The sequence below is a fragment of the Kibdelosporangium persicum genome (assembly GCF_013280595.1).
Lineage (GTDB): Bacteria > Actinomycetota > Actinomycetes > Mycobacteriales > Pseudonocardiaceae > Kibdelosporangium > Kibdelosporangium persicum.
Genome location: NZ_JAAATY010000025.1, coordinates 73119 through 97064 on the forward strand (window position 1 = coordinate 73119; position 23946 = coordinate 97064).

Consider the following 23946-nt stretch of genomic DNA (forward strand, 5'->3'; position numbering starts at 1 on the left):
GTCATGCCTGCCCCCAGCGATCACCCATGGTTCCGGGCGCACCCCGTGAGCCACGAAAACATCGTGTGGCACTGGGAACAGGCCACACCCGACGAAATCGCGCAAGGAATGCGCTGGTATGCCGATGCTCACCACGTGGCAACCGCCATCGCGAGCGGTGACGCTCATCTCGGCGCCGGAATGCTCGCGATTTACTCCCCACAACAGGGATGGATCGGCAACGTCCTTAATGCCGCTCGCGTATTTCGCGCGGGTAGAGGAATCGGCGGGCCCGGTTCCGGAATATTCGCCACGGCTGGCCAGAAACGAGCGGCTGACCGGCTGCTTGCCGGTGAGCGGTATGAGGACATTCTGAACGGTCCCAAGATCCGCGACTTTGCCCACCTGATCGAGTTCGGTGGAGATCAAGATCCGGATGATCCACGCGTGGTGATCGATCGGCACGCGCTGTCGGTTGCGCACGGTCGCGCGCTCAGCTCCGAGGAGTACGCCTCCGCGCCGGTCAACGGTTTCCGTCGCAAGGACGGATCGATTTCCCGTCGGCAGTACGACCACGTGGTGAGCCTGTACCGCCGTGCCGCGGAGCTGATCTCCGCACGCGGGGGAGAGCGGATCTCGGCGCACCAGGTTCAGGCCGTGACCTGGTTGACCCGTCAACGCCTCAACCAGGAAGCCGAGCAACGGCGCGGACCCAACCGGCTGGACCGGGGACGCAACCGGGCCCGCGCGAACTCCGAACGCGCGTGGAACGCATTCCGGACTGTCCACCTGCCCAATCTGGTCATTTGCCCTGGCACGGGTTACCAAACCGTCGCATAGACATAAGGAAAGTTCGACATGGATGGAAATCGGTGTGTCTGAAATGTTCACGCACGGCCGTACCTGAACGACACCATTCGACCTTGAAATCAAACAGTAAAACACACTATGGAGGTATTCCGTGTCCATCGAAAACTCAGCCCAGCAGCGAGAACACATATGGTCAGCCGAGGTCAACATCCCACTGGGCGCGAGCACCGACGAGGGCACCTGGACTCGGCTCTGCACCCGACTTGAGTGTGGTATCGCGGAGCTCTCATACCGGACCAACCCTCAGTCGTGTACGGGTCACGACGGCCTCCGAGTGAACACATTGTCATCACCTATGCAGATCGGCATGTATCCACACAGATCGTGACGACCGGGACAACGTTCGAATTGCGTTGGAACGACTGGACAGCGAACGAATGGGTGGAACCCTTTGAAAATCTACCGGCCGCTCTCACGCGTCTAGCCACACTGATCCACTGCGTTCAGTCAAAACCTGAGCGCATGTTCAGGACTAGCCCTCGACAGTTTGCCGTTGTTGCGACGGAATTCCATCAGTACTTTACTGGCGTGCCGGGCCGTAACGATTAATGCAGCCAGTGCGTAGTCGTGGCCAGTCAGGACTTGGTGGATCCTGGTTGTGCGTGTCGGCGCGCCACGTAGCCGCCGACGGTCGGCGGTGTCGTTCTCGCCGCTGTCCGCCTACCGGTAACGATTTTCGGACCTGGCGGACGCTGCGGAGTACGTCGCCAAGAAGTGCGGCACCACGGTCCGCCGAGTCGATTCCTGGATCTAGCGCAATCGCCCAGCGCATCCCCGGAAATTTCACTGATAGTCAGCCGCGTGTCTTGGCGCCCGTTCATAACAGGCGCCACGCAGCGCTCACCCGCGCGCAACGGTTGCAACGGCTCTGCTTTCCGTTGCGGATTGTTCGACTCATCCGCGCGTACGTCATCACCACCGTTTCCCGAATCAGTAAAGGAGTTCAACCATGTTCGTGTACGGCGTGTCCCTCACCGATATTCACAGCGTCGTACGCGACGTGTCCAGCGCGCTCTACGACGGAAACATCACTGTGCGCACGGGCGAGGATCGCAGCAACCGCGCTGGACCCCGCGCCACGTTCACCCTTCGCGCCACCGACACAGCGGGTTCCGGCGCCAAGGGAAGCGCGTCCGCGTTCGGCAAGGGCACCGGCCCGAACGGCAGGCGCCGCACAATTTCCGCGTGCTGGCACGCCCACTACGACGTGCTGGCTGAGTTGTTCGCCCGATTCCCGGCCGCCCGCGTGGTAACCGCGATCGCCACCTATACGGCGCCAACGTTCCGGGAACGCGCGTTGGCCACCGCCTGCCTGAATGTCGGAAGCGAGTTGTACCCGGTGACTGCGCCGGACTGCTGCGAATGCGATCACACCGACTACGTCGACACCTTCGACCAGGTCTCCGGCACCGGTTACGTGGACGACTCCGACTGGATGCCGTCGGGCGACGCGATGCGCCCGAACACGGACGTCGACTACTTCCTTGATCAGCTCGACCGCGTGCTCGCCGAACAGTGACCCCCTTTCCCATCACCTCCGCACATCCACGCAATTCGACCGACGAAAGCGAGCACCCACGATGACCAACGACCACTCGACCACCCTGGACGCGCTGCGCGCGGAGCTCGACCGGGAACACGCACGGGCCGACTCCCTGGAGACCGTGAACCGCGTGCAAGCCAGCAGCCTCACCAGCCTGGCCAGGCTCGCGGAGGAACTCCGCTGCCAGGTCGCCGACCTGCACGACGACACGCTGAGCTCGCACCCGATGCCGGTGCACGGCTTGCGCAACGTCACCGGCCGCATGGACGGCTTGGCCACGACCTTGAGCCGCGCGGCACGCGGATACTCCGGCGCCCGGACCACGGACATGATCTACCCGACCGTGGACGATGACCTCCGCGCAAACGGGTGGACGCCCCGACCGGACCGGGGTCTGGATGGCGTGTTGCCGGCGATCCCGATCACCGAGCTGGGCGACCGGCGCGGCTATGCGCGCGGCTGGCATCGCGGCCCGCAGTGGATCACGTTGTGGTTCACCGGGCCGTGCGCACTGGCCTACGCGGACAGCAGCGACCACGGCTGGCTCACCGACGTCGACGCCGTGCGCGCCGTGATCACCTCCCGCCGACCGTTGTCCGCGGACGCGCTGGCCGAATGGGCTGCGGCCCGGCAGGAAACACACACCGCGCAGTTCGATGCCTCGTACGTCCGGGTGTTCGCGCACCTGCGGTCGTCCTGGGGTGGTGGCCTGGTCGTCGATGATCGGTGCGACGAACACGGCGCTCCCGCGCCCGACGGGCCCGGGAAGCGCTCCGTGTGGGCCTGTCCGAGTGACCCCGATTTCCGGCTCTACGTCTGGGGAATCGGCAACAAACCGGCCCATGTCCGCTACTGGGCCGGGCCCGTGGTCGACATGGCCCACCTGGTCCAGATCACCGGTCACTGCCGCTGACCTCAGTCCGTCCACACCCGCCGGTCGATCGTCCGTCGACGGTCGGCCGGCGCGCCGGTTACCGCCACACCTCACCACCAGGTCGGCCAGCTCGGTTCGGGCTGGCCGTCAACCAGCAACCACGGGAGAACCCCATGACCACCCTCGACCTCGCGCACACCGTCGCCGAGCACCTCGGGACCGGGTGGCGCGCCTACACCGGCAAGGCCAACGACGGCTCGGAAGCCCATCTCGCCGGACCGAACGATCAGGTCCTTGACCTGGTCGACGGCAGCACCACCGGCCGCAAGACCGACCAGGGCCGATTGATCATTACCGGTCATCTCGGCTTCCTGCGTAACCACGTCCCGCAGGACCACGAACGAGACCACAAGATCACCGTGGACCAGCGCAAACCGCCCGACGTGATCGCCAACGAGATCCGGCGCCGGCTGCTGCCGAACTATGAGGCTGCGCTGCACGCGGCCTGGGACGAGAAGCACGCTAGCGACGGCATCGCCGCCGCACGCGAGCAACTCGCCGCGACCGTCGCGACACGCCCTGGGCGTGCAGCGCCAAGACCAGGCGACCGACTTCCACTTCGGCACGGTCGACGTAGGCGTCCACGGCCGCGTTTGCGTGCGGCCCGGCGCGTCCGACTCGGTGTTCACCGTCCGCGTCCCGCACGACAGGGTGGCCGAGTTCGCCCGGCTGCTGGCCACGTTCGGACACCTTCCTTGATCACCTCCGGCCGTTCGGTCCGCCCCTTCGGTGGCCGAACGGCCGGTCTGCGTCCTTGCCGACCACCCGCCCACCCCGGACCCCACCGGGATCGGCACCGGCCGCGCGATCGACCCGACCGTCGGCACCACAAGCTGCTACGCGTGCTCGAACGAACGCGAACGCCCGCGATGACCCGCGCGAACACTTTCGTCGCATACGTGTCCTCGGCTGGCGACGCGCTGACCACTTGGCCCGGTCCTGGCCTCGTCATCCGCGTCCACCGGTTGCGCATGCGCACCTGGCAAACCGAGTTCGCAACGGCGGACCTCCGCGCTACTGCCACCGCCGCGCCACCCACGCCTGGCCAGGGCGGCGCCTTCGACCTCTACGGCTGGATCACCACCGCCCCGCCACCCCGCGCGCTCGCCCAGACCCGCGCGTGAAACCGCGCCACGGCAAGGAAAGGAGTCCCTCGTGTTCGTGAAGTTCTACGACCGCCTCGATCTGTCACGGGCCCGTCTGGACGACGTGCTCACCGTGCCCGCCAACCGCGCCAAGGCGTTCGACGTGGCACGGGAGCGCCACCTGCGCGCCAGTCGCTCACTCGCGCGACCAACCGCATGGGCTTCTGGGTCTACGTCTTCCAACTCGGCGCCGACGTCCAGCTCGGCACGGTCACCCTGGCCGGCGCCCAGCCCGGACCGGGAACGTGGTCACGCTGCCGGTCCGCCAGCTCGATCACTACACCACCCCCGGCATGCCGCTGACCGAGATGGCCGGCCTGCTGGCCGCGGTCGCCGAGGACTACCCGCCCACCGCTCTGACCGCGTTGTTGGTCGACAGCCTCACCAAGGTCCTCGACCTGTGGGCCGACGCCCGCAGCAACGGCCGGCCCACGATCGACCTCCGCGACCTCGACCGCGCCGTCACCAGCGAATTCCGCCTGCTATCCGCGCCTGGCGCACCGGCGACGCCTTCCCACACCCCCGCCTGGCCGACACGGCCTGGCCCGAACCCGTTCCGAGGTGAACACCATGCCCATCGACGACCCCACCACCGCAACCCCGTCCGAGATTGACGAAGAACTCGCCCGGCTCGACATCGAGCACGCCAAGGCCCAGGACGCCCTCAACAAGCTCACCGCGCGCGTCCAGCGTCTGGTGAACGACGGCATGGCCGAGTACGCGACCGAGTTGCAGCCCCGGATCGAGCAGGCCCGCCAGACGATCGTCGAGTGCGAGGCCGCCGCGCGCCCTCTCGATGCGGAGTTCGAGCGTCGGGGCGGCTGGACCCGCGCCTGGCTGGTCCTCAACACCGGCGGCCACGTCCACCGCACCATGGCGTGCCGCACCTGCTTTCCGTCCACCCGGTTCGCCTGGCTCACCCAGCTCTCCGGGCACGACGAGACCGAGATCGTCGAGCAGGTTGGCAAGGCCGCGTGCACCGAGTGTTACCCCAGCGCGCCGGTCGACATCCGCAACCGGCCCAGCCGGATCAAGACCCCTGAGCAACTCGCGCGGGAAGCGGAGAAGGCGGAACGTGCGAAGGCCAAAGCCGCGAAAGCGATCACCGCACCGGACGGAACGCCCTTGCACACCAAGGGGTACGGGCAGATCGACACCGAGTTCACCGCCCGCCGCTCCTACGCGGACGCCTTGGCCTACGCCCGGCACCTGGCCAGGGCAAGCATCGCCCACCACCGAGACACCATCGCCGAGTACCGCGAGGACGCTCGGCTCATCCTGGCCGCGCTGGCCGCGAAACATGGCCGCACCGAGGACGACCTGTGCGCCGAACTGGCGCCCAAGGTTGAAGCCAGGTGGAAGCGCGAATACAAGTAGCGCCGCCAACCATCGCCTGCTCCTGGCCGCATGCGCCCCTTCCCGCGCACCAATCCACTTCCCACGAAAGGCCCAACCGATGATTCTGGTCGAAACGCTGGAAGAGCTGGTCTACCACTACCTCGAAGATCCCGCCCGGCCCGGCTCGGCCGTCGGCAAGGTCAACGCGCAAGACGTGGTCAGCCACGTCGTGCAACACCTCGCCGAACGCGGTGTCGACGTGGATTTCAGGACGGCTCACGTCTCACCGTATCGGGCAGCATGCCCCGGCGGCCGGAGCCCGAGCGGCACCGCCTTCCCCTGATACTCCAGGAAAACGACGACGGACACGTCCGCATCTACTGCGACGGCCGCGACTGCGTGTGGTCCTGGCCGCTCTACCAGCACGCCAGCGCGCAGACCAACGGTGACACGATCACCAACGCCGTCGAGCACGCCATCCGGCGACACCGCCACACCTGACCACTCTGGCAACCAGCTACGCCACATCGGCGCGATGCCCTCTCCAGCACCAGCTCGTCAGGGGGAGGGCATCGCGCTGCATGGGCTGATACACATCCGAAGGATCTAGACCACATGACTACCAACGACATTCACCATGCCCAACAACTCATCGCCGAGATCAACGTTCCCACGGAACGCCCGCGCTGGGCTTGGTGGGCCCCGGTGACGCCACCCGGTACCACGCCACGCTGATCAACGCAGCACCCAGCGCCACCATGGTCGGCACCGCGCCCCGGCGGCACCTTCCGCGCTCTCGTGATCACGATCGACCTCTTCACCTCCCGTCCCATCTCGATTGTGATCCCACGGCCCACTGACGACGAAGATCGCTACACCGCCGAGGAATGGTCTTCCGGAGGTTCCCCGATGGCTGGTGGGCCGGCATCCGGCCGCTGCTCGCCGCACTGGGCTGGACGCCGACGACCGACCGCGACACGAGTTACCGCACCACCGACCACCGCGACATCACCACGGCACAGCGCAACCCAGACGCCGACCGTTAGCGCCTGGCGCCGCTGTTCCCCGGCCACACGGCCGGACCGCCCTCCCGCACCCACGCGACATCGACCCGCGTCCGCGCGGGCCGGTGATGACGGCTGCCCATCAACGCCCTGCCAGACAGCACACCAGGATTGTCCACTCAGGACACAAATTGCGTCACGTTGATGAAGAGGTGACTCATGCACGCGTCAACCACAGAAATGCCGAACCTCGCCCCCTATGACGTCATCCTCGTCAACAGCAGCGGCGGGAAGGACTCACAAGCAATGCTCGACGAGGTCTGTACCCTCGCCGAGGCCGTGGGAGTCCTCGATCGCATCACGGTCCTGCACTGCGCGCTCGGCCACGTCGAGTGGCCCGGCACCAGCGAACTCGCCCGTAAACAGGCCGAGCACTACGGGGTACGCTACGAACAGTGCCACCGCGAGCAAGGACTGCTCCTCGACCAAGTTCGTCGCCGCGGTCGCTGGCCTTCGGCCTCGGCTCGCTACTGCACTTCGGACCAGAAGCGAGGCCCAGCAAGGAAACTCTCACGCAACTGGTCGCCGAGCTCGGCGATCTAGGCCGTCCGGCCCGCGTGCTGAACTGCATGGGCCTGCGCGCCGAGGAGTCGCGGGCACGGCTGAAGAAGATCGAGCACTGCCCGACATGAGCCCAAATGCACCCGAACAGCTTCCGATACGGCCTATGTCAGCGTCCTGTCATACCGACGAGCGGAGATCCAGTGTGCGACTGTCTGTATGGCAAGCGATCAATGCGCTCGCCGATAGGTACGTACTCGCCACCCGTGGTTGACGTAGCCTTTGGTGCCGCGATTCGTCCGCCTGGGAACCGTAGGCGATGTGAAGTCGATGGAGATTCCCTCCTCCACCCTGTTGACCGGAACTGCAGAGTGCAGCCTGGCGAATCTTCCCAGAAGTTCATCATCCGTATGGAGAAATGCGGAAGATGTTTGAGCTACGGCGAGTGTCAGGATGTCATTGAGCGAATTGCGGAAATTGTTCTTCAGAGCGAAGTTCAGTGCGAACGCCTGGAACAGGTGCAATCCTGTCTCACATGATGTCTGTCCCAGTGGCACACAGCGAACTTTATGATCGAGTAGAAAGTGTAGACGTCGGACCACAACTCGGTGGCGAGCCGGCTCCAACGCGCGGGCCATGTGCTCCAGCAGACCGAAGTCGCCGCGGTTGAGTGCGGAAGCCACCGCTTGATGGGAGTATTCGACAACCGCGGGATAGTCGCGCCCGAAGTTAAGGATCAGGCGATCCGTCTGATGCATGGCCATGGTGGCGCGCCGATTGCCGGGCCAGGATCGGCTGGCTTTCCGAATAATGTTCAAGAGCCGCCCGGCCCGCAAGCTGGATGGCGATGTCGGGATGTAGTAGTTGTTGCGTGTTGGCTCAGGGCTTTGGATCAGCAGGAGTTCTTGCGCTGTCGTAGAGCTGATAGCCACGTCCAACGACGGCAGATCGCGACCCTTATTGATCGCGTAGCTGACCAGTTGCGTGTCGAACAGATGCAGGGTCACAGTGGAACTCCTGCACCGCCGACGTGTCTCGGCGGATTGTTCAAACCTCCCGGGCGTACCCAGGCGTCGATAGAAATGTCGTCGGACTCGAACCTCACAACATGGTAATCGCCTGGGCGGCTCACTCTGCTACACCGCCGCAGGTTGCGCCAGCCAGTCAATCTGCGAGCACGGCCAGCAATGACCGCGGTGCGCTCATGCCGCGAGAAGCGAGTCTTCGACGTCCGCTTCTGTCGAGCGGCGGAACGTTCGACGACAGAGGTTCTGGAGGTTGCGATGCTAGCTGGCTGCGAGAGATCCGGCAGGTCAGGATAGATCGGCGCACGACACTGATCAAGGGCCAGTGCTGGCGAACCACCATGCACATCCACCATCCGGCGTGCTCTCGATTCCCGGCCGGCGCGCACCCCCGGTAACTCAGAGTCACATCGGCTAGCAGGCATTCGTCCTGTACAAGCATTGCTCGTTGCCAGCAGGCACGCCTGAGTCGTGACGAGGCCGCCAGCAGTGGTCGGCGCACTGTGGACACTTGGCTTCCGATCCACGACTGGACCGAAAGCCAAGTGTGGCAACGCATTCGTACGTCCGGTGTGCCGTATCACCCGGCCTACGACCAGGGCATGACCCGCCTGTCGTGCTCGCTCTGTGTGCTCGGCAGCCGCGCGGATCTCGTGCGCGCCGCACAACTCCGTCCGCCACTGGCTGCCGAGTATGCCGAACTGGAAGCCGAGATCGGGCACCGGTTCCGCAACGACCAGTCCATGGCCGAGATCATCACCGCCGCCGAGCAAGCCGCAACCGCGGAACACAGCGAGGGGGCAGCCACGATCGGGCTCGGCCAGGGCCAACTGTGGTGGCCGAGATTCGAGCGCCAATCCGACCGTTACGGCACCGTGTTCCTGCTTACCGGCCCGGACGCCGAGGACTACGTCTCGTTCGAGAACGCACCCGTCGGCCGACCTGGACGACTCGTCGCCGTCGTGGTCGAGACACGTCGCTCTGGCCACTGTGGCGACATCGCGCGGGCCTTGGCGCCCACCACGCCGACGGTTGGCGAGGAGATCACGCTCGGCACCGGCACGTTGTTCACCGAAACCGACGTCGACCTCGGCGTGCCCACCGCAGTCGGCCTCGCGCCGGCCGACCACCGGGACACGCGCTGGTCGAGGTACACCACTATCTCGACCTAACTCGCCCACTCGCGGTCGAAGGCTCCGCGTGGCGGCCTCCGGTGAGGGCCGGTGAGCCGTTGCTGGTCACAGCGTCCGACGGGGTCGGGGGCCGAGTGAACGGCAAGCGGGTGCGGTGGGCGGCGTTGCGACCGGCCGAACGCTTGCGCCTGGTCGCCCCGGGCGGTGGGTCGATGCTGGTCGCAGTGCGCGGTGACGGCGGCCCCTTCACTGCGTGGGCGACGGTGTTCGAGCGTGCGTCGGATCGCATCCGCGACCGGTTCGAGCCTCGATTTCCGACGGTCAATCCGCACCGCCTTCGGCACTCGTTCGCGATCCGAACACTGGAGATGCTGGTCGAGGGCTACTACGCCCAGGCTGCCAAGCTGGTCAAGGACACCGACGCGGACGCTGCGCTGGCTCTGTACCTGTCCAAAGCGGATCCGTTGATGGTGCTGCGGGACTTGCTCGGTCACTCCTCGGTACTGACTACCGAGGCGTATCTGCGTCGGCTGGACATGACGCGGATCTACCGCAACGCCTATGAACGAGCAGGCCAGACGCACGGGCTCGCGGAGATCGCTGCAGCCGAACGCGAAGCCGACGACGAGTTCTCCGATGAGTTCGAGGACGCTATCTGATGCCCGCGGAACTGATCGACGAGCCCTTGGGCATCGAGTTTGTGTCCACCGCACGGCGCACCACCGCGACGGTGTACATCGGAAAGACCTGCAATCCGCAGCTGGCCCGCGAGATGCTGATCGGCCTGTGCAACCTGGTCCATCCTCACGGACCGATCGACGAGCTGAAGACCTTCCAGCAGTACGTCACCGCGATCCGCCGATTCGTGGCCGAGCTGGCCGAACGCGGCCACACTGGCGGGGCGGCCGACCTGTCTCGGGCGAGGCTGGCCGAGTACTGGATGAGCGCCGGCAACGCCCGCGAGTACAAGACCCGCCGCATGGTGGCCGCGCTGGACCGAGAAACGTTCGTGCTGCGGCCGGACGTGCGTGCGCTGGTCGGCGGGCGCCACTTCAACCCGCAGCGCCGCCGGGACAAGCGCCCTTCGGTGCCCTACACCGAAGGTGAGTGGCAGCGGTTGCAGCAGGTGTGCCGCGCGATCATCCGTGCCACGTTCGCCGAGCACCGTGCGGCGTTGGCCGCGGCCGAGCGTGGCCGTGATCCGCGTGAGTACGGCTGGTCGTTCGACAACCTGTGCTGGCTGCTCGGGCAGCACGGACCGGTGACGTGGACCGCGTTCGACCGGGAGCACGGCTCCGCGGCGGGCAAGGCGTGTATCGAGTTTCTGCCCAGGGCGTGTACGGCGTTGTTCGTCGACACCAACGTAGCGCTGGCGTATCGGCTGCTGCTGGGGACCTACATCGGGGTCGTCCCGGACGGCATCGAAGCTCTCGGTGTCGAGGACCTGGACTGGACCGGTGATGCCACGATCCTGTTGGGCTACCTCAAGGGCCGCACCGCCACCGAGAGCGTGACCCTCAACCGGCGGTCCGTGCGGCTGGTGGAGCAGTGGCTGGAGCACTCGGCGCCCACCCGGAACCTGGCCCCGCCGGAGACACGGGCGAAGCTGTGGACCCGATACGTTCCGGGCCGCTACGACGACGTCGCCACCGTGCCATTCACGTCCGGGCAGGTCGCCGAGTGGGCGGAACGCGGCCATCCGGCGTTGACCGCGGCCGGTCTCGCGCTGGTCGCGGACGACGGCGGCCCGCTGCGGATCGACCGGCGCCGTATCCGCACGACCTTCAGCTCGCTGCGGGACCGCAAGTCCTGGTTCGGCAGCACCCGGTCCACCGTGGACCCCAATCACACGCCGGCGGTCGAGGGTGACAACTACCTCACCGCGACTACCCCGGCGCAGCGCGACGCGGTCGAGACGATCATCGAGAACAGCCAGGCGGACCTGCTGCGCAAGGCTCAGCCGCCGATCGTGCTGAGTACCGAGTCCACTGCGGAGCTTGTCGAGCGGTTCCCGGACGTGATCCTTGCGATGGGGCTGCACGACACGACGGTCACCGAGCTGGTCAACACCGCGAACCGGGACGTGTTCGTGGCGGCGTGCGCCGACCAGTTGTCCGGCCTGCACGGTCCGGTCGGCAAGCCGTGCCCAGCCCGGCCGTGGGTATGTCTGCTCTGCCCGCTGGCGATCTTCACGCCCCGGCACGCGGTGAACCTGCTGCGCATGCAGGCGTTCTTCGCCCGCCAGTGGCAGCAACTGCCCTCCGCACAGTTCATGGTGCTCTTCGGCCCCTACGCCCAGCGCATCGACGCCATCCTCGCCGCCTTCCGCGACCGCGACCCGGAGTTGCTGGTCCGGGCGGCCCGCGACGTCGCGGACACCGACGCTGAACTGCCCCTGCTCCCGGAGGAACGCACTACCTCATGACCTCACCCGTCACCGCCGCCTACCAGGTCATCGGCAGGTCCCCGTTCGCGGGCATGGATCTGTGTCGCGAGATCGGCATCACCGTCGCGCCCGGCGCGGCAGGACCGAACTTCGACCAGGACGTCTGGGACTTCAACCCGGTCACCGACCTGGCCGCCTACATGGCCGCGTCGCACAAGCGCTGGAACCTCGCCGCGATCCGCAATCCACTGTGGAGGATCGTCGCCAAGGAGTACCTGGTCGCGCTGATGATTCCCACCCACGAAGCGGTGCGGAACCTGCCGAGCGCGTTCCGCGTCGCTCGCACGGTCGCGGCCTGCGTGAACAAGCACTACGAGCTGATCCGCTGGCTGAACTGGCTGACCGACAACGGCGTCACGCAGCTCGCGCAGGTCGACGATCACCTCTGCGACTCCTACATCGCCTACCGCCGCACCGGCCACGACAAGAACGGCGCGATCGTCGAGAAACGCGGAGCGGTCAACGGCGCGGCCCAGGTGGTGGCCGGCCTCGCCCAGTATCGCGACCTGTTCACTACCGACCGCTACCCAGCCGGTTTCCGGCCCTTCGGCGGGAAGGCTGCGGTCGCGGTTGCCGGCCTGAAGACACCCGCCGAGAACAGCACACCCCCGGTGTCGATCGAGGTTCTCCAGCCGATTCTGGCCGCGGCGCTCTACGTCGTCGACACGCTCGGCCCACACGTGGTGTCGCTGATGCGCCGCGTCAAGGCGGAGCGCGAGCGGGTCAACCGGCTGCCCGAGCCACGCAGTCCGGGATGGGGCGTGCTGCTGCAGGCGATCAACCGGCGTGTGGCCGAGGGCAGGCCGTTCAACCGCGTTCCGTCGCGCATCGAGCCGATCACGCGGTACGCCGTCGACGAGTCCGACCCGCTATGGGGAATCTCGTTGCGCGATGTCGCGGCCGAGGCCGGCTTCGGTCATTTCCGCGGCGAATGGCTGGCGGTCCTGCGGCCCGCGCTGGAGCGGGCAGTGGCCCAGGTGGGGATCGACGAACCGATCGGCCGCAACGCCACGCTCGTCGCGCGAGCCGACGACTAGGGCGACGTGCCCTGGACACTGCCGCTGTCCGAGCGCCACGCCCGCGTTCTGCCCGACGTCGTGCGCACGGCCTGCCTGCTGGTGGTCGCCGCCGCGACGGGCATGCGTTCCAGCGAACTGTTCGAGCTCGCACTGGGATGTCGGCTTCCGCCCGAGCGCAATGCTCCTGGCCTGGTCCGCTACCGGCTGGCCGGGAAGGTGATCAAGCACCGGGGTCACGGCGGCGAGGCCGACGAGTGGGTGGTCGTCGGGGAGGTGCATCGGGCGGTCGCGCTCGCCGAGCAGCTGCTGGACGCCGACGCCGGGCCTGGCGCGTTGCTGTTCGGCCGGACGGTGTTCAAGAACACCTACGGGACGTTCCGAAAGTGGGTGAACGGCCCGTCGGGGCAGCGGCTCGGGCTCGCCCCGATCCCCGAGGCGCCGGTGGAGTTGCGGATGCTGCGCCGCACCCTCGCGATCGAGCTTGCGTATCGGCCGGGTGGGCTGCTGGCCGCGAAGGTGGCGTTGAAGCACATCAGTGTGGTCACCACCGAGGGCTACGCCGGGCGGCCCGGCGGCGCCCAGGCGAAGTTCCTGGCCGAAGTCGGCGCCGAGGAACAGAAACGCAACCTCGGCCTGATCCTCGGCGAGATCGACAACTACCAGCGTGGTGTCCGGCCCTCGGGACCGCACGCCGATGATCTGATCGAGTTCTTCGACGCCGTCGACGGCAAACTCACCGACGAGCAACGCGCGGCACCGAAGATCATCCTCAACGACCAGGAACTCCGCCGAATGCTGGCCAAGCGCGCCAAGACCCTGCACCTCGGCGTGGCGAACTACTGCTGGTTCACCGACCCCGGCAAAGCGCTGTGCCTGCGGCTGGCTGGCACCCCGACCGCGGATCGGCCGCTGATCGGCATGTGTGACTCGGCCCGATGCCCACAAGCCACGCACCACCCCTGCCACCGGCCCGTGTGGGAACAGGCAGTCCGGAGCTCAACGGTATTCCTCGGCAACCTCGGTCGCTCCCAGAAGACCGAGCGCGCTCGGCTGGAAGCGCAACGAGACCGCGCGCAACGAGTCCTGGCTGACATCGACGCCGCGAACACTCCGGTGGACGCCGACGAGGAGGCGAACTGACTGTGGGGCGGCTGAACGACCACACCCGCGCGCAGAACGAAGCGGCGATCCGGGCCGCGCTGGACCGGCTGCTGCGCGGGGAGATCCCACCAGGCGGCAAATGCGACGTCAAAACCCTGGCGAACACCAGTGGTGTCACCCGCTCCGCGCTCTACACCACCTACCTCCACCTGAAAGAGGAGTTCGAGCGCCGCCGCGACCAACTCCGCGACGCCGGCGTCATCGCCGATCCGCGGGACGCCCAGATCGACCGGCTGAAGGAACAAGTCCGCCAGCTCAAGGAACGACTGGCGAGCAAGGAACAGGACAACGCCGACCTGACGGCGTTTCGCACCCAGGCGCTCTCGCAGCTGGCCGCCCAGCACGAGGAGATCACACGTCTTCGTACCGCGGTGGCCAGCACGAGCAAGATCCGCGACCTGTCGGCAGTCCGTGATCACAGAGCCGGGGCGCCGGCGCCGGACGACTCGTGAACCGTGGTTCCGCCTGACCGTTCGCCTGTGCCGACCTCGTCCCTTGGCCAACTCACCGACCGCCAAAGAGCACGCACTGCGAAGGCGCACAGGTGGCCACCCCGACCGGGCCGAAGGCAACCAGACCGGTAGAACGTCGCGTGGTTGATCACGGCGTTCAGGCTGAGCGATCAGGGTGCGGTGAGCGTGAGGCTGTCGGGGATGGCGTGAAAGGCGTCTTCGACCCGGCGGATCAGCTGAGTGCTTCCGCCGGGGCCTTTCCAGTGTCCGAGCTTCTCGCGGGGGCCTTGTGGTCCGTCGTAGCCGCGGCCGGAGATCCAGTTCTTGGCGGCGCAGCGCCAAGCAGCTAGGGACACCTCGCCCAGCAGGCGTAGTCGTACATCGTCGCGACTATCGACGCCGAGTTTGGTTTCCAGCTCGTTGACCAGTCTCGCTTGGACGGTGATCGATCGCAGCAGGCTGCGGTCCCACAGCACTGGGGTGCGGGCGATGAGACCGCGGGTGGCAAGGAACCGCCGGTCCCAATCCTCGCCGAGGCCAGTGATCGCCGCGACGAGGGTCTCGCGCAGGAAGTCGAGTACCGGGCCGTGGAGTTCGCGGGCGGCGACCTCGGCGACGTAGGCGTCCCACAGCTCCAGTTCGGCGGCCATGGCGACGTCCTCTTTGGACTCGTACATGCGGAAGAAGGTGCGCTTGGAGACCTCCACGGCGTCGACCAACTCGTCGAGGGTCGTCTCCTGAAAGCCTCGGTCGAGGAACAGTCGCAGGGCGGCGTCGGCCAGCGCCTTGCGTGTGCGCAGCTTCTTACGCTCCCGCAGCGGTAGGGCGCGCTCGGCCGGCGTGGGCGTCGACATCGTCATACACCCAGTCTAGCGCCCCTCCGCACCCATTGCCTCTCGACAGCGAACGCCCCTTGAACTACTATGCCACTGAGTGGCACTTCTTGATTGGGGGTGGAGATGCAGTTGAACGCGCGTAAGCACGCGGGCAGCAGGGCCGCTCTGGTGGTCCTGCTGGCCGCGTCGACGCTGGGTGTGATGGGCGGCGCGGTGATCGTGCCGGTGCTCGAACTCATCCGGGGCGATTTAGGGGTGAGCGGCACCCTGGCCGGCTTCATCCTGACCGCACACGGACTGGCCATCGCGGTGTCAAGCCCGGTGTTCGGGCGGGCCATTGACCGGTGGGGTATCCGGCGCCCGATGATCGGTGGGCTGGTCGTCTACGCGCTCGGCGGCGGCGCCGGGTTGGTTGTCACTTCCTACCCGGCGCTGATCGTCAGCCGGCTGGTGTTCGGGGTCGGTGCGGCGGCGGTGTTCACGGGCACCACCGTCGCCATGCTCGCCTTCTACCGGGGAGCGGAGCGCGACCGGGTGATGGGCTGGCGCTCGACGGCGACCAGCGTGGGCGGCCTGGTCTGGCCCTTGCTGGGCGGGGTGCTCGGCGGGCTGACCTGGCACGCCACATTCGCGGTCTACCTGATCAGCCTCCCGCTCGCGCTGCTGGCGGTGTGGTCGCTGCCGGACACGACCGAGCGGCCACGGGATGCCCAGGCGGCCGGGATGATCGGGATGCTGCGCCGGCGGCCGGCGCTGCTGGGCTGGTACGGCTTGTGGATCGTGATCGCGGTGCAGATGTACGTGCTGGCCATCTTCCTGCCGCAGCGACTGGCGCAGATCGGGGATCCGGGCGCCGGTGCTGGTGTCGCTCTACGCGGTGGTGGGCGCGGCGATCACCACCAGCCTGGTCGGCCTGGTCTACGGCCGGCTGCGGGCGCGGCTGAGCTACGCGGCGCTGCTGCGTACCGCCCTGATCACCGCGCTGGCCGGGTTCCTGATCTACGCCACCGTCACCCAGCCGGTCGTCCTGCTGCTGGCGCCCGCGCTGTTCGGCATCGGCAACGGGATCCTGTTCCCGGTAGCGACCGTCTTGGTCGACCAGGCGGCCGGCGCCGACTACCGCAGCCGCGCCGCCTCGCTGTCGGGCACCGCGATCTTCGCCGGCCAATTCCTTTCACCGCTGCTGTTCGGCCCCCTGATCGAGGCGACCTCGACCACCACCGGCTTCCTGGTGGCCGGCGCGGTATCGGCGATCCTGCTGGCAGTCGTACTCGCCCGGCGGATCGGCGCGGACGCCGAGGACGACGCAGGCCACCGCGGCGAAGCTCAGCAGGACGCCGAGATGGGAGTGTCTCGAGACACCGCGTAGCCACCGCCTCGACGCCTGGACCAGCGGACCGCATCAGTACGGTGGGGTGTCATCGACGAAAGGGACGCGGCGTGGGCGAGCAGATGCAGATCGGTGAGGTGGCCGAGCGCACCGGGCTGTCGCTGCGCACCATCCGCTACTACGAGGAAGTCGGCCTGGTCGTACCCAGCGCGCGCAGCCAGGGCGGGTTCCGCCTCTACATCGAACCGGACGTTGAGCGGCTGCTGCTGATCAAGCGCATGAAACCGCTCGGGTTCCAACTGGACGAGATGCGTGAACTGCTGGCCATCCTCGACCCGCTGCCGCACGACGCACCGCTGGACGACCCGGCCGCGCGGCTGCGGCAGTACAGCGCCACGGCCGAACAGGCATGCGAGGAACTTCGGGCCAAGCTGCGGGTCGCCGAGGAGTTCGCCGCGCTACTGCACACCCAGCTCACCACCCATCGACGGCAGACCGGCTCGGCCCTGCCGCAGTCTCCCTAAACCGCTCGGCCGCACCCGCGACCGGTCCATGATCGTGATCTCGACCTCACTTCACGGTAGCGGTGACACGCGCCGAACAACTCTGCCCTAACGTAAGGGTCGAGTTGCGGTGGCTCGCGGCCCGCCCAGGCCAAATAGCGAGCGCCGTTCGAGGCGGCACTCGAATACGCCGCCACCCAGGAGCAGTGCCGCTCCTTGTACCCCTCAGTCCTCGTCACGGCATCGACAGGCAGCAGGCTGTTTGCTTGTCGGCGTGCCGTGGCCCGCCCTGCGCCGGGAACAGCTCGGCGCCGAACACGTCAGGTTGTCGCGTGCCCTCATCCTCGTCGTTGTCGTTGCCCCGTGCGCGGTGGACCAGGCCGTCGTGGCTGTCACCGAAGGTGGCCCGCACGGAGATCCTGGCCGGCCTCGTGGTCGCACTGGCGCTGATCCCGGAGGCGATCTCGTTCTCCATCATCGCCGGGGTGGACCCCAGCATCGGGCTGTTCGCCTCGTTCACCATGGCCGTGGTGATCTCGATCGTCGGAGGCCGGCCAGCGATGATCTCGGCGGCCACCGGCGCGATCGCGCTCGTGGTCGCCCCACTGGCCCGGGAACACGGGCTGAGCTACCTGATCGCCGCGGTGATCCTGGGCGGACTGTTCCAGATCGTGCTCGGCGCGCTCGGGATCGCCCGGCTAATGCGGTTCGTGCCACGCAGCGTGATGGTCGGGTTCGTCAACGCCCTGGCCATCCTGATCTTCATGGCGCAGGTCCCCGAACTGATCGACGTGCCGTGGCCGGTCTACCCGCTGTTCGCCGGCGGCCTGGCGCTCATGCTGGTGTTCCCCCGGCTGACCAAGGCAGTCCCTGCACCGCTGGTGTCGATCGTGGCGCTCACCACACTGACCATCGCCGCCGGAATCGCGGTGCCCACCGTCGGAGACAAGGGCGCCCTGCCCACCTCATTGCCGGTGCCCGGCCTGCCGCAGGTGCCGTTCACCCTGGACACCCTCGCCCTGCTCGCGCCCTACGCGCTCGCGTTCGCCCTGGTCGGCCTGATGGAATCGCTGATGACCGCGAAACTGGTCGACGACATCACCGACACCCACTCCAACAAGACCCGAGAATCCATCGGCCAGGGCATCGCCAACATCGTCACCGGCTTCTTCGGCGGCATGGGCGGCTGCGCGATGATCGGCCAGACCATGATCAACGTCAAGACCGCCGGCGCCCGGACACGACTGTCGACGTTCCTGGCCGGGGTGTTCCTGATGGTGCTGTGCATCGCCTTCGGGCCGCTGGTCTCCGACATCCCGATGGCCGCGTTGGTGGCGGTCATGGTGCTGGTCGCGTTCGGCACCTTCGACTGGCACAGCATCGCGCCCGCCACGCTCAAGCGGATGCCGACCGGCGAGATCACCGTCATGGTCGTCACCGTGGCCGTCGTGGTGGCCAGCGACAACCTGGCCATCGGCGTGATCGTCGGCACGATCACCGGCCTGATCATCTTCGCCCGCCGGGTCGCGCACCTGGTCAACGTCACCGCCGCGGTCGACCCCGACGGAACCCAGGTCGTCTACGCCGTCACCGGCGAGCTGTTCTTCGCTTCCAGCAACGACCTGGTCTACCAGTTCAACTACACCGGCGATCCGGACAAGGTCGTCATCGACCTGACCGACGCCCACATCTGGGACGCCTCCACCGTCGCCGCACTCGATGCGATCACCACCAAGTACGAGGCACGCGGCAAGAGCGTCGAGATCGTCGGCCTCAACGAGCACAGCGCCACCATGCACGGCAGGCTCACCGGCGAGCTCGCCGCCAACCACTGACAACACGCACCACGCGTGAGCGGCGGCTGTCACGGGCCGCCGCTCACGCGAGTTCCGTGGCGGAACGACCGCACTGTCGTCGCTGTCAGCGCCGGAACAGGGTGTCCAGGTGGTAGCGGAGCACCGTCATCGCACCGTCCACATCATATTGTCCTATAAGGACACTGGTGCCCAGGCCATGGCTGAGTGTCACCAGACGTGCCGCCTCCACCGAGACGTCCACGCCTGCGGCCACCTGCCCGTCAGCCTGCGCTTGCCGCAGCGCGTCGGCGAGTTGCCGTTGAAGGTCATCCACGTTGGCGATAAACGGCTCCGCGGTCAGACTGGGGTCAGTCATCGCCAGTACCGCGTACGAGGTGCCGACCAGATGGAAGGTTCGGCTCTGCTCGTCGGTGGGCAGTGCTTCGGTCAGGAATGCCTCGACGAAGGCGCGCGGCGGCACCGGGCTCGGTAGCTCGGCCACGCGTGCCGCCCACCGCTGACGGCTCTGCTGCTCCAGGTGTCGCAGCGCGCCCAGCAGCAACTGTTCCTTGGTGTCGAAGTAGTACTGGACCAGCCGCAGCGACACCCCCGATTCGGCGGCCACCGCGCGCATCGTGACCGCATGCAACCCCTCCTGGGCGGCGACCCGAACCAGAGCCTCGGCGATGCGGGCGCGACGTTCCGCGTGATCGACGGTCCTCGGCACCGGTACGTCCTTCCTCCGTTTCACCGCTATTGTGGTACAAGCGTATCTGATACGGCGGTACCATTAAGTGTAGGTGCAGACGCAGTGAGTCTGGAGGTGCTGTGGGGTATCGCGACGCCCATGCCGTCGATCCGACGTTACGGACGGCCGGACGGCACGGCCCGCAGGTGGTTCTGGCGCTGGCCTGCGCGGCGCAGTTCATGGTCGTGCTCGACATCTCCGTGGTGAACGTCGCCCTGCCGTCCATCCAGCGGTCGCTCGGTTTCGACGAGACGAGTCAGCAATGGGTGGTCAACGCTTACGCGCTGACGTTCGCCGGGCTGCTCCTGCTCGGTGGGCGCCTGGCCGATCTCTACGGCCGCCGACGGGTCTTCCTCACTGGGCTCGCGCTGTTCTCCGGCGCGAGCCTGGCAGGTGGTCTGGCCGACACGGCCGGGTTACTCATTGCCGCCCGCGCGGTCCAGGGTCTGGGCGCGGCCATCCTCGCCCCGGCTACGCTGACCGTCCTCACCAGCACCTTTCCCGAAGGCACTCGGCGCACCCGCGCGCTGGCGCTGTGGACCGCGGTAGGGGTCGCGGGCGGCACGGCAGGCAACCTCCTCGGTGGCGTGCTCACCGAGTACCTGTCCTGGCGGTCGATCCTGCTGATCAACGTCCCGATCGGTGCGGTAGCCATCGTGCTGGCGCTGCGGTTCATCACGGGGCACGACCGTCCGACGGCGCGGCCACGGCTCGACATGGCCGGCGCGGTCCTGGCCACGCTGGGCCTGACCGCGCTGACCTACGGCATCGCACAGTCCCACGCCGAGGGTTGGGGCGCCCCGGTGACGGTCGTGAGCATGCTGGCCGGGGTCGCGGCCTTGGCGGGGTTCGTCGTGGTCGAGGCGCGCTTCGCCCCGGTCCCGGTCATTCCGCCGCGCCTGTTCCGGGCGCGGGCGATCAGCCTTGGCAACGTGGTGATGCTGCTGGCCGGGGCCTGTCTCAACCCGATGTGGTTCTTTCTGACCCTGTCCATGCAGAACGTCCTGCACTACAGCCCACTGCAGACCGGTCTCGGGTTCCTGCCGCACACCGTGGTCACCATCCTGGTCGCCGCTCGCGTCACCCCATGGCTCATGCGGTGCGTCGACAGCCGGACGCTGATCGCGATCGGCGCGCTGCTCGCCGCCGCCGGGTTCGTCTGGCAGAGCCAGTTGACGCCGGACAGCGGGTACCTGTTCGGGATCCTGGGGCCGGCGATCGTGTTCTCCATCGGCGGTGGTCTGCTCAACACGCCGATCACCACCACCGTCACCTCCGGTGTCCACACCTCGGACGCCGGTGCCGCGTCCGGGCTGATGAACACCGCCAAGCAGGTCGGCGGCGCGCTCGGCCTGGCCATCCTGGTCACCGTCGCCGGCAGCCACACCGCCACGCCAGAGGCGCTTGCCACCGCCTACAGCCGCGCGTTCGTGGTGATCGCGGCACTGATGGTGGTCGTCGCCTCGCTGGCGTGCATCCTGCCGTCCCAGCGCGACGAACGCCGATCACCCGAGCCGACGCGCTGAGGACCACGGGATCGGCTAACCCACAGGTGCGGTGAGGCTGCGGTGGAGGTGATAGCGCTTGCCGCCGAGCGGCAGCACTCCAGGAGTGTTGGCCAAAAGGTCGTGCAGGTCGTCGTGCGCGCCACTCGCCGCAACTTCACCGTGCGCCTCCTGGGAAGTCCACTCGGTGTAGTTGAGCATCCAGCCGCCGTCGAGGCTGAGATGAAAGTGCGCTGAGATCGCCCCCGGATGGCCATCGTCCTCGGGCAGCGCGGCGATCAGCGAGTCGACGAACCGGCGCTGCCGCTCCGGACCGTCCACTGTGAACAACGCGGTCACCAGGCAACCCGGCACGCGGGTCTCCTCCGCCGTAGTCAGGCTGCGATACACCCGGTAGGCGATCGACTCCGCGCCCAGGGTCCGCAAGCCGGGCAGGTCGGCAGAGGGGCGCTCGGACGTGCACTGGATATATGCCAGCACGCTCGCGCCGTCGGTACTCAGAAAGCAGGTCAACGACACCACGTCCGCAGGCCAGGGCTCACGCTGCCAGTCGATGCACAGTTGCTCGGCGAGCGTCCGTTGCACCCGCTCATCGGTCACGTCAAGGGAAGCGACCAGAACAGTAGGGGCGTCGGGTCGGTCGACGACTGGGAACGGCAATGCTACGGGCATCTCCTCGTCATCAGGTGCAGTCAGGTCCTATCCGATACCGGACGATCCGGACAGGGCAACGGAATTTCCGGCTACCTGTGCCCTCACCACCTGCCGCCTCCTGGCCGCACGAGCGGCGAGCACCGCCACCAGCCCGATCAGCACCCACACCGGCACCGCCACGTCCACCAGGAGCGCATCCGCCACCAGGGACCGTTCAGGCGACGGCAGTGCGCCGCCTGCGCTTGCCCTCTGGCGGACGGTCAATCTGCGGGAGCAAGGGGCTCCGGCGACGCGGAGTATCGAGGCCCTCTTACGACGTAAGATCATCTCGTGATCTTCGTCATGAGAGTCGCACGAAAACGAGACACATGACGGCCCAGCAAGGATCCGGCACCATCCGCCGCCGCGCCGCTGGACCAGGACACGAATCAATGTAGACACGGCGACTGCGGCCAGAAACTGTCCGTACGCTGGCAACAAATCCGGCTGGCCTGAGCAACTCGCACGGTTCGCCGCGCTCCCAAGCGAAGCGGCGCAACACATCGTCGACGAACGTCTGTCTGGCGCTCAACCCTCGATCGGGACTGTTCGGGCCCGGCAAGTCACTGATCACGCGACTTCACCGTGACCAGGTGACCGAGCCCATCACCCTCGCCGTCGCCCGCATGAAGACGATGCCGTGGGCGATCTACCGCGTGCGCCGGCTCTACTACGCGCCGGCCAACGCGGCCCGGTCCGTGGACAGTGTCCTGCTCGGTGGACACCGCACTGTCCACACCGCGCTGGCAGAGGTCAGCCGGCTCGTTGACATCCCGCTGGCGAAGAACGATGAGATCGCCGGAGCACCGGCTCGCGATGGTGATCGAGATACCCACCGCCGGCTATGGCTGTGCAGGCGCGGCGACGGGGTCTATCCGACCCAGGAGGAGTTCTACACGGTCGCGCCCGCCCAGGCACAGGACAAGGAGCTCGACAGCTTCGCCGACGCCTGGGCCGACAACACCGACGAGGCACTGGCCCGGCTGGAACGCCGCGTCGACACGGCCGTCGCCGCCGTGCAGCAAGCCCTCGTCGAGGGCCAGGGCCGCAGCAACGCGGCCTGAACCCCTCACCGAAATTTCTGTTCTCTTCGAAGGGATATCGCCATGTCTCGGTTCGACCTGCACCCTGCGCACATCGACGGACTCGTAAACGCCGGCCTGCAATTCGGCCTGATCGGCGTCTTCGACGACCTCACCCCGGTCGGCCAGATGCTGCGTCAGCAGCACCGACCCCACCGCGACGTCGAGCAACAGGACGGAGAGCCGCCGGACTACGTCGCGGCGGTGACCGACCGCGCGCTGCACCCGATCGCCGTGCTGTGCCTGCTGGAGTGCTACGAGTACCAGACCAGCGGCACGATCGGCTGGCACACCAGCGAGGCGCACGATTGGACGCGTCGCTTGCGCGAGACGGTGTTGGCCCGGCTGCCCGCCAAGGCCAAAGCCACTGTGCGCCATGGAGCCGATTACGTCCCGGTCTACCGGCTTCTGGCTGCCTACACCGAGACACCGTGGGGCATCACGGAACTCGACCAGATCCCCGAAGTAGGGAATGGCGTCATCGAGGTCCCGGTGATCCGGAAAGGACTGCGCGCGGAGATCCTGACCGGCCCGATCCACTGCCCCAACAAGGGCCTGTCCTCCCGCGTCCGCTACGTGACGATCCTCGGCGTCGGGGAAGACCGGACGCTGCCCGCCTTCGCCCGGATCTCCGAACCCTCCGACGACGCGCCGGGCGTCTACCTGCTGTTCCAGCACGGCCGCTACGTCGCCCGCCCGGCAGACGCCCCGCCCGGCAAGTGGTTCATGGCCTCCGGCGCTCACCTCCACACCGGTGACGGGCGCTGGCGCGAGCTGATCGGTCACAGCCTGCCCATCCCGCTGCACGACCGCACCGAGCCCTAGCCGGGCCAGCGCCAACCG

29 protein-coding genes and 1 pseudogene are annotated in these 23946 nt (G+C 67.3%); 23 read left to right on the forward strand and 7 right to left on the reverse strand.

The window, feature by feature from the left end:
* Positions 1-45 precede the first annotated feature (45 nt).
* The 3 genes from GC106_RS34110 (at position 46) to GC106_RS34120 (ending at position 3305) form a co-directional block, all read left to right on the forward strand.
* Positions 46-819, forward strand: a complete 774-nt coding sequence (locus GC106_RS34110) for a DUF7178 family protein (protein WP_173139125.1) — start codon at positions 46-48, stop codon at positions 817-819.
* A 979-nt stretch (positions 820-1798) separates the two neighbouring features.
* A complete protein-coding gene (locus tag GC106_RS34115) occupies positions 1799-2368 on the forward strand; it encodes a hypothetical protein (RefSeq protein ID WP_173139126.1) in 570 nt (189 codons plus the stop codon).
* A gap of 61 nt (positions 2369-2429) precedes the next feature.
* Positions 2430-3305 carry a hypothetical protein gene (locus tag GC106_RS34120; RefSeq protein ID WP_173139127.1) on the forward strand — a complete coding sequence of 292 codons (876 nt, stop codon included), beginning with the start codon at positions 2430-2432 and terminating at the stop codon, positions 3303-3305.
* Between the two features lie 71 nt (positions 3306-3376).
* Here the strand turns inward: GC106_RS34120 and GC106_RS34125 are convergent, their stop codons facing one another.
* Complete coding sequence (locus GC106_RS34125) at positions 3377-3766, reverse strand: hypothetical protein (RefSeq protein WP_173139129.1); 390 nt, start codon at positions 3764-3766, stop codon at positions 3377-3379.
* Positions 3767-3851: 85 nt separating this feature from the next.
* Here GC106_RS34125 and GC106_RS34130 point away from each other — a divergent pair, with 85 nt between their 5' ends.
* From GC106_RS34130 to GC106_RS34160, 7 genes are all read left to right on the forward strand, one after another.
* Positions 3852-4025: a hypothetical protein gene (locus GC106_RS34130; protein WP_173139131.1), complete on the forward strand. Its 174-nt coding sequence runs from the start codon at positions 3852-3854 to the stop codon at positions 4023-4025.
* A gap of 143 nt (positions 4026-4168) precedes the next feature.
* The gene (locus tag GC106_RS34135; protein WP_173139133.1) at positions 4169-4450 is read left to right on the forward strand and encodes a hypothetical protein; all 282 of its coding nucleotides are present in this window, start codon (positions 4169-4171) and stop codon (positions 4448-4450) included.
* Positions 4451-4716: 266 nt separating this feature from the next.
* Complete coding sequence (locus GC106_RS34140; protein WP_173139135.1) at positions 4717-5085, forward strand: hypothetical protein; 369 nt, start codon at positions 4717-4719, stop codon at positions 5083-5085.
* Positions 5042-5848: a hypothetical protein gene (locus tag GC106_RS34145; RefSeq protein WP_173139137.1), complete on the forward strand. Its 807-nt coding sequence runs from the start codon at positions 5042-5044 to the stop codon at positions 5846-5848. Before GC106_RS34140 ends, GC106_RS34145 begins: the two co-directional genes overlap by 44 nt.
* 79 nt (positions 5849-5927) lie before the next feature.
* Positions 5928-6152, forward strand: a complete 225-nt coding sequence (locus tag GC106_RS34150; protein ID WP_173139139.1) for a hypothetical protein — start codon at positions 5928-5930, stop codon at positions 6150-6152.
* A gap of 544 nt (positions 6153-6696) precedes the next feature.
* Positions 6697-6855, forward strand: coding sequence for a hypothetical protein (locus tag GC106_RS34155; protein ID WP_173139141.1), 159 nt, complete (start codon positions 6697-6699; stop codon positions 6853-6855).
* Positions 6856-7032: 177 nt separating this feature from the next.
* On the forward strand, positions 7033-7416 hold the full coding sequence (locus GC106_RS34160; RefSeq protein ID WP_173139143.1) for a tRNA lysidine(34) synthetase: 384 nt from the start codon (positions 7033-7035) through the stop codon (positions 7414-7416).
* A 188-nt stretch (positions 7417-7604) separates the two neighbouring features.
* Here GC106_RS34160 and GC106_RS34165 read toward each other — a convergent pair whose 3' ends face one another.
* On the reverse strand, positions 7605-8381 hold the full coding sequence (locus GC106_RS34165; protein ID WP_173139145.1) for a hypothetical protein: 777 nt from the start codon (positions 8379-8381) through the stop codon (positions 7605-7607).
* Positions 8382-8863: 482 nt separating this feature from the next.
* Between GC106_RS34165 and GC106_RS34170 the strand changes: the two genes are divergently transcribed.
* From GC106_RS34170 to GC106_RS34195, 6 genes are all read left to right on the forward strand, one after another.
* Positions 8864-9571, forward strand: coding sequence for a phosphoadenosine phosphosulfate reductase domain-containing protein (locus tag GC106_RS34170; RefSeq protein WP_217281333.1), 708 nt, complete (start codon positions 8864-8866; stop codon positions 9569-9571).
* Between the two features lie 95 nt (positions 9572-9666).
* Positions 9667-10191, forward strand: a complete 525-nt coding sequence (locus GC106_RS34175) for a site-specific integrase (protein WP_173139147.1) — start codon at positions 9667-9669, stop codon at positions 10189-10191.
* Positions 10191-11957: a hypothetical protein gene (locus GC106_RS34180; protein WP_173139149.1), complete on the forward strand. Its 1767-nt coding sequence runs from the start codon at positions 10191-10193 to the stop codon at positions 11955-11957. The genes GC106_RS34175 and GC106_RS34180 overlap by 1 nt, the downstream gene beginning before the upstream one ends.
* Positions 11954-13015 carry a hypothetical protein gene (locus GC106_RS34185; RefSeq protein WP_173139151.1) on the forward strand — a complete coding sequence of 354 codons (1062 nt, stop codon included), beginning with the start codon at positions 11954-11956 and terminating at the stop codon, positions 13013-13015. The genes GC106_RS34180 and GC106_RS34185 overlap by 4 nt, the downstream gene beginning before the upstream one ends.
* 6 nt (positions 13016-13021) lie before the next feature.
* Entirely contained in the window at positions 13022-14137 is a 1116-nt protein-coding gene (locus tag GC106_RS34190; RefSeq protein WP_173139153.1) for a site-specific integrase, read from the forward strand.
* 2 nt (positions 14138-14139) lie between these two features.
* Complete coding sequence (locus GC106_RS34195) at positions 14140-14610, forward strand: hypothetical protein (RefSeq protein WP_173139155.1); 471 nt, start codon at positions 14140-14142, stop codon at positions 14608-14610.
* 170 nt (positions 14611-14780) lie between these two features.
* On the opposite strand, the gene GC106_RS34200 is transcribed toward GC106_RS34195, so the two are convergent.
* Positions 14781-15470 carry a TetR/AcrR family transcriptional regulator gene (locus GC106_RS34200; protein ID WP_173139157.1) on the reverse strand — a complete coding sequence of 230 codons (690 nt, stop codon included), beginning with the start codon at positions 15468-15470 and terminating at the stop codon, positions 14781-14783.
* Between the two features lie 177 nt (positions 15471-15647).
* Here GC106_RS34200 and GC106_RS49785 point away from each other — a divergent pair.
* The 3 genes and pseudogenes from GC106_RS49785 to GC106_RS48270 form a co-directional block, all read left to right on the forward strand.
* Positions 15648-16208: pseudogene (locus GC106_RS49785) on the forward strand (MFS transporter); the annotation flags it as partial.
* 94 nt (positions 16209-16302) lie between these two features.
* Positions 16303-16815, forward strand: a complete 513-nt coding sequence (locus GC106_RS48265) for an MFS transporter (RefSeq protein ID WP_312873100.1) — start codon at positions 16303-16305, stop codon at positions 16813-16815.
* A 71-nt stretch (positions 16816-16886) separates the two neighbouring features.
* Positions 16887-17300: a MerR family transcriptional regulator gene (locus GC106_RS48270; protein WP_376777790.1), complete on the forward strand. Its 414-nt coding sequence runs from the start codon at positions 16887-16889 to the stop codon at positions 17298-17300.
* A gap of 214 nt (positions 17301-17514) precedes the next feature.
* Here the strand turns inward: GC106_RS48270 and GC106_RS34210 are convergent, their stop codons facing one another.
* Positions 17515-17691: a hypothetical protein gene (locus tag GC106_RS34210; RefSeq protein WP_173138999.1), complete on the reverse strand. Its 177-nt coding sequence runs from the start codon at positions 17689-17691 to the stop codon at positions 17515-17517.
* On the opposite strand from GC106_RS34210, the gene GC106_RS34215 reads away from it, so the two are divergent.
* On the forward strand, positions 17681-19114 hold the full coding sequence (locus tag GC106_RS34215; RefSeq protein WP_312873101.1) for a SulP family inorganic anion transporter: 1434 nt from the start codon (positions 17681-17683) through the stop codon (positions 19112-19114). The two genes, GC106_RS34210 and GC106_RS34215, sit on opposite strands and share 11 nt — an antisense overlap.
* 85 nt (positions 19115-19199) lie before the next feature.
* Here the strand turns inward: GC106_RS34215 and GC106_RS34220 are convergent, their stop codons facing one another.
* Complete coding sequence (locus tag GC106_RS34220; RefSeq protein ID WP_173139163.1) at positions 19200-19802, reverse strand: TetR/AcrR family transcriptional regulator; 603 nt, start codon at positions 19800-19802, stop codon at positions 19200-19202.
* A gap of 101 nt (positions 19803-19903) precedes the next feature.
* Between GC106_RS34220 and GC106_RS34225 the strand changes: the two genes are divergently transcribed.
* The gene (locus GC106_RS34225; RefSeq protein ID WP_312873102.1) at positions 19904-21349 is read left to right on the forward strand and encodes an MFS transporter; all 1446 of its coding nucleotides are present in this window, start codon (positions 19904-19906) and stop codon (positions 21347-21349) included.
* A gap of 15 nt (positions 21350-21364) precedes the next feature.
* On the opposite strand, the gene GC106_RS34230 is transcribed toward GC106_RS34225, so the two are convergent.
* Positions 21365-21928, reverse strand: a complete 564-nt coding sequence (locus GC106_RS34230) for an antibiotic biosynthesis monooxygenase family protein (protein WP_173139165.1) — start codon at positions 21926-21928, stop codon at positions 21365-21367.
* 99 nt (positions 21929-22027) lie between these two features.
* On the reverse strand, positions 22028-22186 hold the full coding sequence (locus GC106_RS34235) for a hypothetical protein (protein WP_158894562.1): 159 nt from the start codon (positions 22184-22186) through the stop codon (positions 22028-22030).
* Positions 22187-22614: 428 nt separating this feature from the next.
* Here GC106_RS34235 and GC106_RS34240 point away from each other — a divergent pair, with 428 nt between their 5' ends.
* Both GC106_RS34240 and GC106_RS34245 read left to right on the forward strand, forming a co-directional pair.
* Positions 22615-23085 (forward strand): hypothetical protein, encoded by a 471-nt coding sequence (locus GC106_RS34240; protein WP_173139167.1) that lies wholly within the window; start codon positions 22615-22617, stop codon positions 23083-23085.
* A 42-nt stretch (positions 23086-23127) separates the two neighbouring features.
* On the forward strand, positions 23128-23928 hold the full coding sequence (locus tag GC106_RS34245) for a DUF8317 domain-containing protein (protein WP_173139169.1): 801 nt from the start codon (positions 23128-23130) through the stop codon (positions 23926-23928).
* Positions 23929-23946: the final 18 nt, after the last annotated feature.